Below are 17252 nucleotides of genomic sequence, written 5' to 3' on the forward strand. Positions count from 1 at the left end.
GGCCGCATACGGGAGGTGTGCTATACTACGCAGCAGTACTGAAAATATTCGAGGGTTATAGTCGATTTATGCAACAGAAAACAACCAATCCGGAAATAAAAGGAAAATCAGACTCGCTCATTCTTAAATGTGGAGCGGTGCTGCTGCTTTGTATACTCAGTGTTGTAGTTGCCGCCTGCGGAGCGAACGCGGATAGTACCAATGCGGCTGCCCAGGCGCAACCGACGCCGACTATTAATCTCAATGGAACATCACTAACCCCCACGCCAACCGTCCCGCCGCAAGCTTGCGGTGTGTGGATGGTCAATGCTTCTCCCACCTACAGCCCCGGTGGCGTAATCCCTATTTATGCTAAATTTGTTAAGATGGATGCGAATGGCAACCCTGTCGGCATCGGTGACGCTACTGTTACCTTTAATATCGCCTGGGGCGATATGACGACCGAGCCGGTCAACGCGGTAACCACCAGCGACGGTCTGGCAACCATCAGGCTTCCCATGGGGAATCATCCCGCCGCTATCAACCGGCTCTCATTGATTACAGCCCACTTCACGGCCGGAAATGTAACCTGTGACGTAGATAGTACCCGACCCCAGTCGTTTGTAATGAGGAGTGTCGGCAAGCCCAGTACAACCACTCCCACGGCGAGCACTGGTGGAGTTGATACCACTACTACCGGCGTTAATACCGGTGGCGGTGGTAATACCGGTGGCGGTGGCAAGAAACATCACTGACTGGCAATCAATGTAATCCAGTTAGCAGTAGTGGACCCCAACAATACTATCGTATTTGAGCAAAAAGGCGAGAACGCCATGAACGCGTTCTCGCCTTTTCACGTTGACAAGCTAACCTCACGTGTGCTACGCTCTTCTCGTTGTAGAATTCCTTTTCTGGATGTCCTAAGGGAGGGTCTTGAGGCGGCGGATGGAAAGGTATCCACGTTACCCTTCAGCCGACGAACAAACATTGATGAATTTCGATATTTGGTCGTTATCTGATTCTACATGTGGTATCGCTGTTGATCGCTTTGTTCCATCTTTCCGTTTCCTTCCTTTGTATGGAATGAAAGGAGTCAGGCCGATTTCTCAAAGTAGCGTACACTGAAGTTAAGTAAGAATGACAAAAATCATTCATTCCTCACAGGCACAAGTAAAGAACAGCAAACTATTTTGTATCGTCAGTTGCAAAGATGCGTCGTGCTCGGACCTTTCCAGGCTGTCGAAAGGGGCACGGCTAGCAGAGGTAAAGAAGGTAGTATCAATGACTACGAAGCGTTCAATCACCGTCACCGTCAATGGGCAAAAACATCAGAGCGAGGTCGAGCCGCGTACATTGCTGGTCCACTATCTACGTGAAACCTTAGATCTCACTGGCACCCACATCGGCTGCAATACTTCACAGTGTGGGGCCTGCGTTGTGCTGGTCAATGGGGAGGCTGTTAAGTCCTGTACCGTGCTGGCAGTTCAGGCCGATGGTACCGAGGTGACAACGATCGAGGGGCTGGCGCCTGAGGGCAGCCTGCACCCCATTCAGGAAGGCTTCTGGGAGAAACATGGCCTCCAGTGTGGTTTCTGCACTCCTGGCATGATCATGGCCTCTTATCAACTGCTCAAAAACAATCCTCACCCAACCGAGGCGGAAATTCGTCGCGGCCTCGAAGGCAATATCTGCCGCTGTACAGGCTATCAGAATATTGTCCGTGCCGTCCAGGACGCGGCCGAGCGCATGAGCACTAGCGCGGAGACCCCGGTTCCCACAGGAGACTAGCGCCTTTTTGTTGCGCAAGGATGCTCTCTAACCAGTGTTGTGTATGGAGTAGGTTCATTTCTCAATGTATGAGAAAGGATATGTATACTCATGGGCATTGCAGCTATGCTTGGGACGCCGATCAAACGGCGCGAGGATCCACGCTTGATTACCGGTCAAGCAACCTATGTCGATGACATCAAGCTTCTTGGTATGCTCCACATGGCAGTGCTTCGTAGCACCTACGGACACGCCAGCATCAACAGCATCAACACGGACGCCGCCCGCCAACTTCCTGGCGTGGTCGCCGTCTATACCGCGCAAGATCTAAAAGGTACCGTCGGCAATATCCCTGTGGCCGCGCCTCTTCCTCCCCATATCACTAATGGGATGGGACGACGCCTGCCGCTGGCCGAAAATAAAGTTCGCTTCTATGGAGATCCAGTGGCCATCGTCATCGCGGAAAACCGTTATGTGGCCCGCGACGCCCTAGATCTCATCGACGTTGACTATGAGCCGCTACCAGCGGCCATCGATATCGAAAAAGCTATGCAGCCGGACGCCCCGCTGCTCTATGAAGAATTTAATAGCAACGTCGCTGTCTCGATTCATCCTTCATCTGAAGCTATCGACAAGGCATTTGCTGAGACGGTGGCCAATGGTGGCGTCATCGTCAAAGAGCGCTTTGTCAATCAGCGCCTGGCTCCATCCCCCATGGAGACAAGAGGAGTGGTAGCGGAGTTCAGGAAGTCCGATAAATCGCTCAACCTGTGGAGCTCATCCCAGATCCCCCATCTGCTGCGCAACTACCTGGCGGAACAGCTCGGACTGGCCCAGCACCAGGTACGCGTGATCGTGCCAGAGGTGGGTGGTGGCTTCGGCTGCAAACTGAACATTTATCCGGAAGAGGCACTGGCCGCCTTCGCTGCCATGAAAACGGGCCGTCCGGTGAAATGGATCGAGGATCGGGATGAGAATCTGGCAGCCACCATCCATGGCCGTGACCAGGTCAATTATATCGAGGCGGCCGCGACCAGAGATGGAAAGGTCGTCGGGCTTAAATTCCATGTCATCTCGGACCTGGGCGCCTATCTGCAGTTCTTCACCGACGTAATTGCCATCGCCTTTACGCTCCCCATGCTCAGCGGCTGTTATGATATTCCCAATATCTACAGTAGCTGCGACACCGTCTTTACCAATAAGGCGCCAACCGATGCCTATCGTGGCGCGGGCCGTCCCGAAGCCACCTATATGGTTGAACGGGCCATGGACCTGGTAGCCAATGAGCTCAAACGTGATCCGGCCGAGATTCGCCTGCTCAACTTCGTGCAGCCAGAGCAGTTCCCGCATACGATGGCCACCGGCGCCCTCTATGATAGCGGCAACTATGCCGCGGCCCTTGAAAAGGCCATGGATATTATCCACTATGATGTGCTACGCGATGACCAGAAACGTGCGCGCGCTCAGGGAAAACTGATGGGTATCGGCATCTCGTCATACGTTGAGATCTGCGGCATTGGACCCAAAGGGACCACTCCCTTCGGGCTGTACGAAAGCGCCCGCGTGCGCATCGAGCAGACCGGCACGGTGATGGTCTATACGGGATCGTCGCCCCATGGACAGGGCGAAGAAACAACCTTCGCGCAGATCGTGGCCAGTGAATTCGGCATTCCCCAGGAAAAGGTCTTGATCCTGCACGGCGATACAGATTCCACCCCCGAGGGGCGTGGCACCTATGGTAGCCGCACCACCGCCGTCGGAGGAACGGCCGTCTACCAGGCATCGGGGCGCCTGAAAGAGAAGATGAAGACCATCGCCGCCGCCATGCTGGAGGCCAGCGCCTCCGATATTGAGGTGGAAGATGGCAAGTTTACCGTCGCTGGCTCACCGCAAAAATCCGTCTCATTTGAAGATGTAGCGGCCACCGCCAATACATCCAATACACTGGCTCCCGGAATAGAACCGGGACTGGAGACCACCGTCTTTTTTGAGCCTGAAGCCTGTACCTTCCCATTTGGTACCCACATCTGCGTCGTTGAGATCGATCAGGATACGGGAGAACCCGAGATCACGCGCTATGTGGCGGTCGATGACTGTGGCAAACAGCTCAATCCTCTCATCGTTGCCGGACAGGTGCATGGTGGCATCGCGCAGGGCGTGGGGCAAGCGATGTACGAAGAAGTGGTTTATAATGAAGACGGACAACTGCTGACGTCGACCTTCATGGACTACGCCATGCCGATCGCGCCAGAGTTGCCGTTCTTTGAGCTAGATCATACCGTCACGCCAACGACTGTCAACCCATTGGGTGTCAAGGGCGTTGGAGAAGCTGGCACGATCGGTTCGACACCAGCGGTCGCGGCCGCCGTAGCCGACGCTCTGAGTGTCAATCACGTCGATATGCCGCTCAAGCCTGAAAAGTTGTGGCGGATCATCCATAAGCAATAGAGAGGAAACATGTATGTCTGTACCAGCAGCATTCGATTATCATCCCGCCACCACGGTGGACGAGGCTATCGCGCTTTTGCAACAGTATGGAGACGAGGCAAAGGTGCTGGCCGGCGGTCATAGCCTGATCCCGGCTATGAAGCTGCGCCTGTCCCAGCCAGAACACCTGATCGATATCGCCAGGATCAGCAGCCTCTCCTACATTCGTGAGGAGGAGGGAAGCATCGCCGTGGGCGCCCTGACAACCTATAGTCAGATTGAAAAATCCGATCTGTTGCGCAAGCATTTTCCTTTGCTGCCAGAGGGAACGGCGATGATCGGTGATCAGCAGGTGCGCAATCGCGGCACCATTGGTGGCAGCATCGCTCACTCCGATCCCGCCGCCGATATGCCAGGTATCGTCCTGGCTCTGAAGGCTGAGATTGTGGTGCGGGGACCACAAGGACAGCGTACAATCGCGGCCGACGATTTCTTCGTGGATACCTTTACGACCGCGTTGGAGCCTGATGAGATCGTCATCGAGCTGCGCCTGCCGATCCCGGCCGCACAGACCGGTTCGGCATATGAGAAGCTGGCTAACCGGGCCTCTCACTATGCTATCGCTGGCTGCGCGGCCGTTATCACGCGTGGCAGCGATGGAACCTGCTCGGCTGCCAGCATCGCCATCACCGGCGCGACCGTACGCACCATTCGTGCTAAAGCGGTTGAAAGCGCGTTGGTGGGCAAGCAGTTGGATGAGTCAACGATCAGCGCAGCTGTCAGCCATGCTACTGACGGTGAGGATGTGGTTTCGGACATCCACGGTTCCGAAGAGTACCGCCGCAAAATGGTCGCCGTCGTTGCACGTCGCACTATTCTCAAAGCCATCGAGCGTATTTAACACATCGTATATCCGCCCGGCGGCATGCTGATTCCCAACATGCTAGGAATCAGCATGCCGCCGGGTGCGTTCCCGCCTGTGGCGCGCAAAAATCCGTTATAGGTTGGTGCATGGGGCGTGCGCAAATGCGCACGCCCCATGCACCAACCTATAAAACTAGTGCGTCCGCGCAGCGGACGCGCGTATGGGGCCGCACATGCGCCCCCATAATGACGAGAAGCAAACACCCTCATAAAGTTTGTATAATGAGGAGACACATCTCTACGATCTCATTCATTGCTAGAAAGAAACTATGAGCTCATGAACGATATCCGCATAGAACGCTGGGCACATACACTGGTCCACTATTGTCTCTATCTCAAGCCGGGGGACATCCTCTCCATTCAGGCAACGCCACTGGCGGCACCGCTAATCGAGGCTGTCTACCGCGAGGCGCTGCGTGTGGGAGCCCAGCCGGTTCCCCTGATCGAACTGGAAGAATTGACGCAGATCCTGTTGCGTGAAGGAAGCGATAGCCAGCTCACAACGCTTTCACCGGTTACCCTGACGATGGCAGAGAAGGCAACCGCCCGCTTGAATATCTCATCCAGCAGCAATCCTAAAGCTTTGAGCACCGTTTCGCCGGCGCGCAGCGCCAAACGTCAGCAGGCCTCTCGCTCGATCGCATCGACATTCCGTCAACGCGAACAGGCCGGTGAGTTTCGCTGGTGTGGCACCCTCTATCCCACCACCGGCTATGCCCAGGAAGCCAACATGTCCTTGAAAGAATTTGAAGAGTTTGTCTTTGATGTCTGCTTCCTGAATGATCCCGATCCCATTGCTCGCTGGAAGGAACTGGCCAGCCGGCAGCAGCGCTATGTCGATTGGCTGGTGGGCAAAAAACAGGTCCATGTACTGGGCGAGGGCACAGATCTCAAACTATCGATCGCCGATCGTATCTTCATCAATAGCGATGGCAAGCGCAACTTCCCCAGTGGCGAGTTCTTCACCGGTCCAATTGAGAACAGCGCCAACGGTGTGATACAATTTGATGTCCCGGCCACCTATGGCGGGAGGTCCGTTGAGGGGGTACGCCTGGTATTCCAGGAAGGCAAGGTCGTCGAGGCCAGCGCGCGTCAGGGCAATGACTATCTGCAACAGATGCTCAATATGGATGAAGGGTCCCGCTACCTGGGAGAGTTCGCCTTCGGCACCAATAAGGGCGTCACCCAGGCCACCAAACAAATCTTATTTGATGAGAAGATGGGAGGCACCATCCACATGGCACTGGGCGCCAGCTATCCCGAGACTGGCGGCCTCAACAAGTCCGCCCTGCACTGGGACATGGTCTGCGACCTGCGTACCTCCGGTGAGGTATGGATCGATAACACCCTCTTCCTTAAAGATGGTCAGATCTTGATTTAATTCTCGCCAAAAACAGATATACTATCATTATTCATTGGAAATGCTAACTTACCACGTTTTGAAAGGCAGGCTTACGTTGGAGCAGGCACAGTTTAGCCAAACGAACAACTTTGCAACGATTGAAGATGTACAACGTGCAATGTCCGAGCAACACTACATCACAGATCGCAGTCTGGCAACTGCTATCTTTCTATCACTCAAACGACGTAAGCCGCTCTTACTGGAAGGTGAACCTGGAGTAGGCAAAACAGAGATCGCCAAGGTGCTGGCGACCCTGCTGGGAACGCGCCTGATCCGCCTGCAATGTTACGAGGGCATCGATATCAATACGGCGGTCTATGAGTGGAACTATACGCGCCAGATGCTACACATTCGTCTGCTAGAGGCCAGCGCTGTTAATCAGCCAACCGAGATGAAAGAGATCTTTGGACCCGATTTCTTGATGCAGCGTCCACTCCTGCAGGCTATCGATCCCAGCAACCCTACCCCACCGGTGCTGCTCATCGATGAACTGGATCGTAGCGATGAAGAGTTCGAGGCCTATCTACTGGAACTGTTGTCAGACTTCCAGATCACGATTCCAGAGATCGGCACCATCCAGGCTAAAGAGCCGCCGTTCGTGATTATCACGTCCAATCGGACGCGCGAGATCCACGATGCGCTGCGCCGCCGCTGCCTCTACTATTGGATCGATTTTCCGACGCTGGAAAAAGAATATCAGATTATCCTGGCCCGCATGCCCGAGGCACCCGAGCGTCTGGCGAAACAGGTCACCCACTTCGTCCATGAGTTACGCAACCAGGAGTTGTATAAAGCGCCAGGCATCGCTGAGACGTTGGATTGGATGAGCTCGTTGCTGGCCCTGGATCAGCAGGAACTGACAGAAGGCGCGGTCCGCGATTCGCTGGGCGCTCTGCTCAAATATCAGGATGATCTGCTCAAAGTGGGCGGACTCGACATCGGCAAAATCTTACAGAAACTACGGGGAGCCTCCTGATGACAAACGCACAACCTCCAGAGGAGCAGGCGACTCAGGTGCTCACAACCAGGGACATCGAGCATGGAGAACGCCTGCTCTATCGCCTGACCGAGTTTGGTCGTCTCCTCTGGGAATCAGGCATCAACGTCGGACCACATCAGCTTCTGGAGGTGGCGGAGACGTTGAACGCTATTGATATCACCAATCCAGAGGATTTTTACGCTACCCTCAAGTGCAGTCTTCTGACGCGCCATGAGCAGGAACCGATCTTTGACCAGATGTTTAGCTACTTCTGGTCGCTGCGGAACAACCTGGATAAAAAGCTTGAGAACAATACCAACAACGCCATTAAGCGCGAGGAACGCCAGATGCGCCTGCCGCCCTCGGAACGTAAACGGCTGGCCGAGCACTTGAAAACCAGTGAGACGCGCAAAGAGCTACGCGGCGAGATGCGCCCCTCGGAACGCAAACGCACAACTGAGGAGGACGACAAAGAGACGAAGAATGACCTGGGTGAGCCCCAGGGAACCGCTTACAGCGCCATTGAACAGTTGCGCAAGAAGGACTTTGAGAACTTTACCTGGGAAGAAGTGCAAGAAGCCAAGCGTCTGATGTCCGAGATGCACTGGAATCTGGGACAGCGTTCCACCCGACGCAAGGCTCCATCTCGCACAGGCTCGTATCCCGATATGCGACGCATGGTCAGGCGCAATCTTAAATATGGGGCGGAAATGATCGAGCTAACGTGGCGCGAGATCAAGCAGAAGCCGCGTCCCCTGGTGATTATCTGTGACATCAGTGGCTCGATGAGCCTCTATTCACGTCTGCTGCTCCACTTCATTCATACCGTCTCAAACGGCCTGATGAACGTGGAAGCCTTTGTCTTTGGCACACGCCTGACGCGCATTACGCGCCAGTTGAAGAGGCGCGACGTGGATGACGCAGTGCGCGACGTCTCCAAGTTAGTGCAGGATTGGTCGGGAGGCACACGCATTGGAGATGCCCTGCACTACTTTAACTACCACTGGTCGAAGCGCGTCCTTGGACGTGGCGCCGTGGTCTTAATTATCAGCGATGGCTGGGACCGGGGCGAGGCCAGCACGCTGCAGGTCGAGATGGATCGTCTGCAGCGTAGCTGCCATCGCTTGATCTGGCTCAATCCGTTGCTTGGCTCACCCGACTATCGACCACTCACCATCGGCATGAAAACATCGCTCCCATTCATCGATGATTTCCTGCCCTCAAACAACCTGGATAGCCTGATCAACCTGGGCCATCTGCTCTCCAACATCAATGAGAGTCGGCCAGATCGCAGCACGGCCGCACGGCGCAAAGCGGTTGAAGCGTGGAGCAAGCCCAGAAAGCAATATTGATATTCTATGCAAGAGGCACTGTTTAGTTAAGCGCGGAGGAAACAGATATGCGCGACGTACTACCCGATATCGAGAAATGGCGTGCACAGGGCGAGCAGGTCGCGGTGGCGACGGTCATCAGTATGATCGGCTCGGCCCCGCGCCTTCCTGGCGCCAAACTGGCCGTCAGCGAAAAAGGAGAACTCACCGGCTCCGTCAGCGGAGGCTGTGTCGAACCAGCCGTGGTGCAGGCCGCCATGGAAGTAATTAAAAACGGCCAGCCCCAGTTGCTCGAATTCGGCATCAGCGAAGCCGATAACATCGAAAAGATCGGCCTCGCCTGCGGCGGCACCATCCGGGTCTTCGTAGAACGCCTGGATTGGTAACTCCCGTCCCCACAAACCCGTACGTGCGCCCCTCGCGGGCGCTTTGCCACCATAGGTGCCGGGCTTGCCCCGGCTTTGCCGCGAAGCGGCCCCGTGCCCGGGCGCATATGTTCCCCAAAGGTACCATCTCCCTGATCAGAGATGCATAGCGTTGAACGTATGATCCCTTGCAGACGCTTCACGCCACATACAAAAAACAAAAAGGTAGGAGGAGGTCCCATGGGTGGACTCTATGAAGAATTCAGGGATAGATTAGAGCAGGAGCAAGGTATCGCTATCGCGACAGTGGTGCGCGGCCCGGCACACGTCGGAGCAAAGATGCTCATCTATCCTGACGGCAGCAACCGGGGGACACTGGGCTCCTCCCACATCGATCAACAGGTAATTGGGGACGCTACGCAGGCTATCTGGAACGGAGCCGCCTCAATTCACACCTATGCCACAGAAGAGGCGGATTCTCAACCGCTTGAAGTCTTCATTGAAGGTTTCCCACCGCCTCCTGAATTGATCATTGTCGGGGCCGGCCACATCGCCATTCCACTCACCACATTCGCGAAAACCCTTAACTATCGCGTGGTTGTGATCGATGCCCGCGCCGCCTTCGCGACGGAAGAACGCTTTCCCCATGCAGACGAGTTAATCGTAGCGTGGCCGGATGAAATCTTAGCTCAACGGCCAATCTACCCATCGACATCGATCGCCGTCCTGACGCACGATCCCAAATTCGATGAGCCAACCCTCAAAGTCGTCCTTGAGCGGCACGCTGGCTATGTAGGAGCAATTGGCAGCCGCAAAACCAGCGCCGAACGCGCCGATCGCCTGAAGCAACAAGGGCTCAGCGATGAGCAGCTCGCGCGCATCCATGGTCCCATTGGCCTCAACATCGGCGCCACCTCCCCCGAAGAGATCGCCCTGGCCATCATAGCCCAGATAGTCGCCTATCGCCACAACAAACAACTCTAACACCATCTTGCGCCAGCGCGGAAAAGGCGCTGGCGCAAACCTCAATGCTTCTCTCCAACGTGAGCACACACTTATTTGGGGAAGTATACATTTTTGAGGGAATGTGGATGCTCGGGTACGGGGTCGCCTGTCGGCTCCGAGCTGGGGCAAGCCCAGCACCTACGATCGGCTGATATTTTCGCTCTCCCCTTCTTTCATATCCCCTTCCAACCACGTAACCCCATCCTCTTTCATCATGCCCCCTTCCAAACACGCAACCCCATCCTCTTTCATTATGCCCCCTTCCAAACACGCAACCCCAGCCCCTTTCATATCCCCTTCCAATCACACAATCCCATCCTCTTTCATATCCCCTTCCAATCACACAATCCCATCCTCTTTCATATCCCCTTCCAACCACGCAACCCCATCCTCTTTCATATCCCCTTCCAACCACGCAACCCCATCCTCTTTCATGTGAGGTGAAGTGGGGCGGCCGCAGCCGCCCCACTTCACCTCACATATCCCCAGGCGCCGAAGGCGCCTGCAATTGTATTAGTACTTTGATGGGATAGATGAGGTCAAAAAAGCTGATATGAAACTTCTCCAACCTTGAATCGTCTTTATGTAAGAGCCTAGAATTCACGATTCTTTCCATTCACGGGGTCAAGCAAATGGCCCAAAACATGTATTATGCTATATCATACTAGTGCAAAAAATTTCTAAGTAAAGGATATACAATGTCGGATAATCGCTATCGACCGGACGATGCAACCGAGGCATTCCCTCCGCATCAACCACAATCGGGTCAGGGCCAGGGACCTCAGGGAAAGTTGATTCTTGGCAGCTTTCATCAGCAGCAACAGAACCAACGTCCGGCACAACCATTTCCACCACAGCAGCCTGGTCCGCAACCCTTTAACCAGCCGCACCAGCATGCGCCAGCGCAACATCAGCAGCATAGCTATGCGCCTCAGCAACCCGCGCCTAATGCGTATCCTTCGCATCAGCCAGGGCCTGGACCGCGACCTGGGCATGGTGGTCAGTCTGGCAATACGCCGCAGCCACCAATGAAACCACGCAAGAAAAGAAACAAGCGCAAGATCGGCTGCCTGAGCGTCCTGGCCGTCCTCGTCGTGCTCATCATTGTTGGGGTGATTACAACACAACGTGCGCTGGCCTTTGGTTCAGCCATCTCCACCCAGGCGCCACTCACTACACAGACGGGCTACATGAGCACCGATCAACGCACCAACTTGCTGGTAATGGGCTACGGTGGCGGCAATCATGATGGAGCCAATCTGACCGACTCGCTGGTCGTGATCAGTATGATTCCTTCTACCAAGCATACTTCGCTCATTTCGATACCCCGCGACCTATGGGTACAGAATCCACCCAACTCGGGCAACTTTTCAAAGATCAACTCGGTCTATCAAACAGCCTCCAACAACGGTCAGAATCGCACAGCAGGTGCCGATGCAATGACCACAAAGGTGTCGCTGATCACGGGTATGGACGTCAAATATTGGATGATGATCGACTTCACCGGCTTTAAGACGTTTATCGACTCCATCGGTGGCGTCGATGTCTATGTGCCAGACTCATTCAATGCCTGCTATCCCAACAACGACGATGCTGCGAAAGACGCCAGTTGGAGGGTGGTAGATTTCGAAAAGGGCAATCAGCATATGGATGGGGCGACCGCGATTGCTTACGCACGCGCGCGCGAGCCCATGAACGTGTGTAGCAATAAGCCCTCTAAGAATCAGGCCGAATTAACCGACTTTGGCCGTTCCGCGCGCCAGCAGATTATCATCAAAGCGGCTCTGTCCAAACTTCGTAATATCACCACCTGGCCACGCTTCTTCAGTGCGATGGACGCGCTGGAGAAGACCGTCCACACCAACATGTCGCTGGCCGACCTGGGCCTGTTCTCACAAAAAATGGACCTGAACGATCCGCATACCGCGCACATCGGTCTTAGCACCAGCAACGTGATGGCTATCGATACCGCTAGCGATGGCGAATCTATCGTTGTCCCGCAAGGGAATAACTGGGGGATCATTCCAGCTTACATTAAGCAAAACCTTTACAACTAACAACTGACGATAGCTTGCACGCAAAAGCCCGAAGCTCTCCCCATCTAAAAGGAAAGCTTCGGGCTTTCCCTGTTATTTTCACCTTTTCTGGTTTGTGTTACAATGCCAGCAGCGATACGGCGCATCAAGAAGGTGCGTTCTTCCTCAGTTGAAAGGAATAGCTATGCCACAACGTGACACACGTCTCATTGGTGGAGTTTACCGCATCGGACAAACCATTACGTCCGGCGGCATGTTGACCACAGCGACAGCCTATAACCACAATACAAATGACGTGGTGGGACTGTATGTGCTGGATATTCCTTCTACTGACCTGCTGGATACTCTTCCTGGCCTGCTGCGACCATATGAGAAACGCCGCAGCATCAACTCCCCACATATATTGCGCGTGCTGGATTGGGGTGTGGATGGCACACGCCTCTATATCGCTACTGATCCTCCAAGAGGCATTACACTGCAACATGTGCTGGATACGGAGAACGTGAACCTCGCGCGAGCCCTGGATTTTTGCCGTCAACTGGCCATGGGTCTGCAGGCATTGCATGCCGCTGGCATCTTCGGCCTGGACCTGCGTCCGCAGTTGATCACGGTAGATACCCTGGGCATACAAGACAGGGTGCAGATTGATGATATCGGCCTGCGTCCATTACTACAGCAGTTGCGTTATATTCCCCGCCAGAGCAATGAAGACATTGGCTATCTAGATCCCCGTTACGCGCCACCAGAATACATCAATCACCAACCATCCAGTGCTCAGAGTGATATCTACCAGGCGGGCCTGCTCCTCTTTACCCTGGTGACGGGTCGGCTCCCATTTGTGGGGCGCACGGCCGCTGAAACAGGCATCCTGCAAACCAGTAGCCCGGTTCCCTCGATGCGCGTCTTCAAACATCAGACACCTGACGAGGTGCAACAACTGGTTGAGCGAGCAATGACCAAAGATCCGGCCAGGCGCTTCAGCAACACGGATGAGTTGCTTCTGGCGCTGGAACAGGTGCAAAAACAGACGCAAAGGCAGAGCCCGGTTCCAGGTCCTATCTTCAATGAAAAAGTAGCTGAAACCGACAGAGGTATCAGCTATACGGCGGAGATATCGCAGGCAGAAATGGAAGCCGCCTTAAACACGCCAGAAACACGGATAAAGTCCGCCGGGACCACCGAGGCCGCACAGGGGGCCCGACTCGCGCAACCGTTACCAGCCAACCTGCCCACCAGTCAGGGCGTTTACGCTTACCTCTGTCATGAGCAGGGAGATTATCCACAGCGCATTGCGATTACGCAGCCCAGCATCATCGTTGGCCGCCTGGACCCCAAGCGGGGACTGAGTCCCGATCTGGACCTCAGCCATATCGATCCAAAGATGAGCATCTCACGCCAGCATGCGCGTATCCGCTTTGAAGGCGCCTTCTTTACAATTGAAGACCTCAAAAGTCGCAATAAGACCAGGCTGGAAGACCAGGTGCTAACCCCTCTGAAGCCAGAACTGCTCAACCATGGAGCGCAGATCTCCTTCGGCAGTGTAAGCCTGTACTTCGAGGTTCCAGGTATGCAGAGTCACCAGCACCCCAGGCCTGCTGATAATTAGAGCGCCAACCAGGCTCGATTCAGGATAGGTTCCACATCAACTCCAGCTGGCAAGGTGCCAAAGGCATGGCCGCTTTCTTCTGCCAGCCGTGATGCACAGAAGGCATCAGCGACCTCTGAGGGAGCATGCTGGACCAACAGAGATGCCTGCCAGAGAAGCGCCATCCTTTCAACCAGGCGGCGTGCCTGCCATTCACGTTCCTCCGGCATCATATGGACAAGATCCTGCTGAAAGCGCGCGCTGGCCCTGTCCAGCCGCTGATCGGCGCCACGTCCCCGTGCTATCTCAGCCAGAAACGCGTCAAGCGATTGTGGATCTTTGCCCATCGAGCGCAGCACATCCAGGCAGATAACGTTGCCAGAGCCTTCCCAGACCGAATTGACCGGCATCTCACGATACAGGCGCGGCATCCCGCTCTCCTCCACATAGCCGTTACCTCCCAGGCACTCCAGAGCCTCAGCGGCAAGTTGTGGACCACGCTTGGTCACCCAGTATTTGGCAATGGCCGTTCCCATGCGCTGGATAAAGCTCTCGTGCGCATCCGATTGGGACCGGTCGCAGGCACGCGCGAGACGGAAAGCCAGGATAGTAGCAGCGTCAGACTCGATGGCCATATCGGCCAGAACATTGCGCATCAAGGGCTGCTCCAGCAGACGACGGCCAAAGGCCTCGCGGTACGTGGCATGGTGAATGGCCTGGGTCACTCCCTGCCGCATCAGAGCGGATGTTCCCAGCACGCAATCCAGGCGCGTACAATTCACCATCTCAATAATCGTCCGCACTCCACGTCCCTCTTCGCCAAGCCTCAGTGCCCAGGCATCTACGAATTCCACCTCGCTGGAGGCATTGGAGCGATTGCCCAGCTTATCTTTTAAACGCTGCAAAAAGAAGTTGTTGCGTGTGCCATCGGGCAAGATACGTGGCAGCAAGAAGCAGGTCAGCCCGCCAGGAGCCTGGGCCAGTACCAGAAAAAGATCACTCATAGGGGCCGAGCAAAACCACTTGTGTCCCGTCAATACATAAGCTGGCTCGCCATGCTCGCCCATCACCGGACGGGCCTGTGTGGTATTGGCTCGCACGTCTGAACCGCCCTGCTTCTCAGTCATCCCCATCCCACACAACAGCCCCTGTTTCTCTTGAGGAGGGCGCAGACCTGGATCATAGATATTGGTGGTCAATAATGGCAGCCAGGGAGCGGTTACCTCGGGATAGGCACGCAGGACAGGATAAGCGGCATGCGTCATGGAGATAGGGCAGCCATGGCCAGCCTCGGCCTGGGTACACAGGTAAAAAGTAGCGGCCCGCGCCACATGGTTGCCCTGTGGCTGCTCCTGCCGCCAGGAAAGGGAGTGTGCCCCGTGCTTTGCCGACATCTGGAGGAGCGAGTGCCAGGCTGGATGGAACGTTACCTCGTCGATGCGCTGGCCGTAGCGATCATGGGTACGCAATACCGGTCCAGATGTGTTGGCTGCCTGGCCCCAATCGATAACCTCCTCACTACCCACCAGCGCACCCAGTCCAGTTAAACGCGCCTCGGCCCAGTCTGCTCCTTCGCGTCGTACACACTTCATTAAAGTCCGATCCTGTGTGAACGCATTATAGTTCACCAGCGACGGCGGCTGATTCAAAACTGTATGGGTTGCGTGCAGTCCCACAACAGGTTCAACGCTCTTCATGCTAATCTCCTTTGATCTGCCCGAATTGCTCTTTCAAAGAATATGATACATTCAATTTGAGGCGAAAGCTACAGTTTTTCTACGAGAAAACCTGATTATTCCTTTGGCCCACCTCTCTGGACAACTAATGAGCAACGATTATCGTGTAATAAGCAGTATGCTACTTACGCTATATCCATACCAGACGCCACCTCGATGCTCAAGGTAGCTAATAAGCATCATATGCATACAGACAAACCACACAACTATTAAGAAAAGAGATAAGAGACATGGGTACAAACCAATATCATGAGCCGGCGGCAGAGCTTTCACCACAGACACGCACGTTCGCCCGTATCATAACCTCGCTACAGGAAGAGTGCGAGGCCATCAACTGGTATCAGCAGCGTATCTCAGTGGAGCCCGATCCAGAGGCGAAGGCGATTATGCAGCACTCGCAGGAAGAGGAGTTTCTGCACTTCTCGATGGACCTGGAATTTCTGCTGCGCCGTACGCCCAAGTGGAGGGCAGCCGCGCAAAATATCCTGTTCAAGGACGGCAATATTATAGACAATGCCGAAGAAGGCGAAGAGGAAGAAGAGAAGCTCGATTAATCCGCGAGATGAATACTCCGCACGGGCGGCCGCTGGCGCGGCCGGATCTGGTTTTTATATTGCTGCAAGGGGGCCATTCGCGCCCCCTTGCAGCAATATAAAAACCAGATCCCATTGTATTATCTGTCTACAGCGTCTTAGCGATGGCGATCACATCAGCTAGTAACCCCTGTCCGGTCTGTAGGCGTCCGGCGCCGGGGCCGCTGATGGTAACGGTAGATAGCGAGTCACCATGGAAGGTGATGGCATTCATAGCGCCATCAATGTGGGCCAGAGGATCCTCCAGCGGCAAAGCCACGGGTTCGACACTGGCCTGCAGTTGTTCCCCATCACGGGAGAGTGAGGCGATCAGTTTGATACGCCTGCCATCGCGGGCGGCCTGCTGCACCTGTTCAAGTGTAACGCTGGTAATACCCTGGCGCTGAACCTGAGCGGGCTTGATAGATTGACCAAAGACCAGGGCGGCCAGGATCACCGTTTTGGCCACCACATCATACCCTTCAACGTCCGCGGTTGGGTCTGCTTCGGCATAGCCCTGAGCCTGAGCTTCAGCCAGCACCTCGGCATAGTCACGTCCCCGGGCCATGGCGCTCAAGATATAATTCGTGGTGCCATTAAGGATGCCACGTACCGCGTGTACCTCAACACCAGCCATCCCCTCACGCACCGTGCTCAGTACAGGAGTCCCCGCCATCACGGTGGCCTCCATCCGCAACTGGACCCCTTGCTGACGAGCCAGGTCCAGCAGTTCGCTGGCCGCCAGGGCGGCTGGACCTTTGTTGGCCAGCGTCACGTGCATTCCCTTCTGCAAAGCCGTACGTACATAGCTCAGCCCCGGCTCGGCATCCCGCAGATTCGTCCAGGTCGCCTCAGCCAGTATATCTGCCTCAGTGGCCTGCAATCCTTCCAGCACACTAGACCAGTGGCGCACACCAGAATGCTGAGAGAGGGGCTGACGCCGCGCCGCCAGTTCGAGCAGGACGGCTATATCCAGCCCCTCTTCACGATAGATGAAGCCATGCCGGCTATTGGCCACGCTCACCAGCGCGACATCCATACCGTACTCACACCGCAAAAGTTCTCGCTTCGTCTGCAAAAGCTCGGCCAGGCCCTGACCGACAACACCAAAGCCGATAAGAGAAAGACGTACTCTTTTCATACA

At 55.2% G+C, this 17252-nt stretch carries 14 protein-coding genes; 12 read left to right on the top strand and 2 right to left on the bottom strand.

What is annotated here, in order from left to right; translation table 11 throughout:
* Positions 1 to 68 precede the first annotated feature (68 nt).
* The 11 genes from AABA21_RS15750 (at position 69) to AABA21_RS15800 (ending at position 13821) form a co-directional block, all read left to right on the top strand.
* Complete coding sequence (locus tag AABA21_RS15750; RefSeq protein ID WP_338251704.1) at positions 69 to 734, top strand: hypothetical protein; 666 nt, start codon at positions 69 to 71, stop codon at positions 732 to 734.
* A gap of 526 nt (positions 735 to 1260) precedes the next feature.
* Positions 1261 to 1767: a (2Fe-2S)-binding protein gene (locus tag AABA21_RS15755; RefSeq protein ID WP_338251706.1), complete on the top strand. Its 507-nt coding sequence runs from the start codon at positions 1261 to 1263 to the stop codon at positions 1765 to 1767.
* Between the two features lie 90 nt (positions 1768 to 1857).
* Positions 1858 to 4194 (top strand): xanthine dehydrogenase family protein molybdopterin-binding subunit, encoded by a 2337-nt coding sequence (locus AABA21_RS15760; protein ID WP_338251708.1) that lies wholly within the window; start codon positions 1858 to 1860, stop codon positions 4192 to 4194.
* 13 nt (positions 4195 to 4207) lie between these two features.
* The gene (locus AABA21_RS15765) at positions 4208 to 5074 is read left to right on the top strand and encodes an FAD binding domain-containing protein (RefSeq protein ID WP_338251710.1); all 867 of its coding nucleotides are present in this window, start codon (positions 4208 to 4210) and stop codon (positions 5072 to 5074) included.
* A gap of 300 nt (positions 5075 to 5374) precedes the next feature.
* Positions 5375 to 6478: an aminopeptidase gene (locus AABA21_RS15770; protein ID WP_338251713.1), complete on the top strand. Its 1104-nt coding sequence runs from the start codon at positions 5375 to 5377 to the stop codon at positions 6476 to 6478.
* Between the two features lie 139 nt (positions 6479 to 6617).
* The gene (locus AABA21_RS15775; RefSeq protein ID WP_338251715.1) at positions 6618 to 7475 is read left to right on the top strand and encodes an AAA family ATPase; all 858 of its coding nucleotides are present in this window, start codon (positions 6618 to 6620) and stop codon (positions 7473 to 7475) included.
* Entirely contained in the window at positions 7475 to 8830 is a 1356-nt protein-coding gene (locus AABA21_RS15780; RefSeq protein ID WP_338251717.1) for a vWA domain-containing protein, read from the top strand. The genes AABA21_RS15775 and AABA21_RS15780 overlap by 1 nt, the downstream gene beginning before the upstream one ends.
* Before the next feature lie 47 nt (positions 8831 to 8877).
* Entirely contained in the window at positions 8878 to 9195 is a 318-nt protein-coding gene (locus AABA21_RS15785) for an XdhC family protein (protein ID WP_338251719.1), read from the top strand.
* A 219-nt stretch (positions 9196 to 9414) separates the two neighbouring features.
* A complete protein-coding gene (locus AABA21_RS15790; protein WP_338251721.1) occupies positions 9415 to 10158 on the top strand; it encodes an XdhC family protein in 744 nt (247 codons plus the stop codon).
* A 719-nt stretch (positions 10159 to 10877) separates the two neighbouring features.
* Positions 10878 to 12236 (top strand): LCP family protein, encoded by a 1359-nt coding sequence (locus AABA21_RS15795; protein WP_338251723.1) that lies wholly within the window; start codon positions 10878 to 10880, stop codon positions 12234 to 12236.
* Positions 12237 to 12399: 163 nt separating this feature from the next.
* Entirely contained in the window at positions 12400 to 13821 is a 1422-nt protein-coding gene (locus AABA21_RS15800; protein ID WP_338251725.1) for an FHA domain-containing serine/threonine-protein kinase, read from the top strand.
* Here AABA21_RS15800 and AABA21_RS15805 read toward each other — a convergent pair.
* Complete coding sequence (locus AABA21_RS15805; RefSeq protein WP_338251727.1) at positions 13818 to 15497, bottom strand: isovaleryl-CoA dehydrogenase; 1680 nt, start codon at positions 15495 to 15497, stop codon at positions 13818 to 13820. The genes AABA21_RS15800 and AABA21_RS15805 overlap by 4 nt on opposite strands.
* A gap of 269 nt (positions 15498 to 15766) precedes the next feature.
* Between AABA21_RS15805 and AABA21_RS15810 the strand changes: the two genes are divergently transcribed.
* Complete coding sequence (locus AABA21_RS15810; protein ID WP_338251729.1) at positions 15767 to 16090, top strand: ferritin family protein; 324 nt, start codon at positions 15767 to 15769, stop codon at positions 16088 to 16090.
* 127 nt (positions 16091 to 16217) lie between these two features.
* Here AABA21_RS15810 and AABA21_RS15815 read toward each other — a convergent pair whose 3' ends face one another.
* A complete protein-coding gene (locus AABA21_RS15815) occupies positions 16218 to 17249 on the bottom strand; it encodes a homoserine dehydrogenase (RefSeq protein WP_338251731.1) in 1032 nt (343 codons plus the stop codon).
* Positions 17250 to 17252 lie beyond the last annotated feature (3 nt).

Source organism: Dictyobacter halimunensis, from assembly GCF_036245075.1.

Excerpts from the sequence above, each read along its gene's own strand:
- AABA21_RS15785 (WP_338251719.1), top strand. The coding sequence starts at position 8,878 with ATGCGCGACGTACTACCCGATATCGAGAAATGGCGTGCACAGGGCGAG.
- AABA21_RS15755 (WP_338251706.1), top strand. The coding sequence starts at position 1,261 with ATGACTACGAAGCGTTCAATCACCGTCACCGTCAATGGGCAAAAACAT.
- AABA21_RS15795 (WP_338251723.1), top strand. The coding sequence starts at position 10,878 with ATGTCGGATAATCGCTATCGACCGGACGATGCAACCGAGGCATTCCCT.
- AABA21_RS15750 (WP_338251704.1), top strand. The coding sequence starts at position 69 with ATGCAACAGAAAACAACCAATCCGGAAATAAAAGGAAAATCAGACTCG.
- AABA21_RS15810 (WP_338251729.1), top strand. The coding sequence starts at position 15,767 with ATGGGTACAAACCAATATCATGAGCCGGCGGCAGAGCTTTCACCACAG.
- AABA21_RS15815 (WP_338251731.1), bottom strand. The coding sequence starts at position 17,249 with ATGAAAAGAGTACGTCTTTCTCTTATCGGCTTTGGTGTTGTCGGTCAG.
- AABA21_RS15800 (WP_338251725.1), top strand. The coding sequence starts at position 12,400 with ATGCCACAACGTGACACACGTCTCATTGGTGGAGTTTACCGCATCGGA.
- AABA21_RS15780 (WP_338251717.1), top strand. The coding sequence starts at position 7,475 with ATGACAAACGCACAACCTCCAGAGGAGCAGGCGACTCAGGTGCTCACA.
- AABA21_RS15775 (WP_338251715.1), top strand. The coding sequence starts at position 6,618 with ATGTCCGAGCAACACTACATCACAGATCGCAGTCTGGCAACTGCTATC.
- AABA21_RS15760 (WP_338251708.1), top strand. The coding sequence starts at position 1,858 with ATGGGCATTGCAGCTATGCTTGGGACGCCGATCAAACGGCGCGAGGAT.
- AABA21_RS15790 (WP_338251721.1), top strand. The coding sequence starts at position 9,415 with ATGGGTGGACTCTATGAAGAATTCAGGGATAGATTAGAGCAGGAGCAA.
- AABA21_RS15765 (WP_338251710.1), top strand. The coding sequence starts at position 4,208 with ATGTCTGTACCAGCAGCATTCGATTATCATCCCGCCACCACGGTGGAC.
- AABA21_RS15805 (WP_338251727.1), bottom strand. The coding sequence starts at position 15,497 with ATGAAGAGCGTTGAACCTGTTGTGGGACTGCACGCAACCCATACAGTT.
- AABA21_RS15770 (WP_338251713.1), top strand. The coding sequence starts at position 5,375 with ATGAACGATATCCGCATAGAACGCTGGGCACATACACTGGTCCACTAT.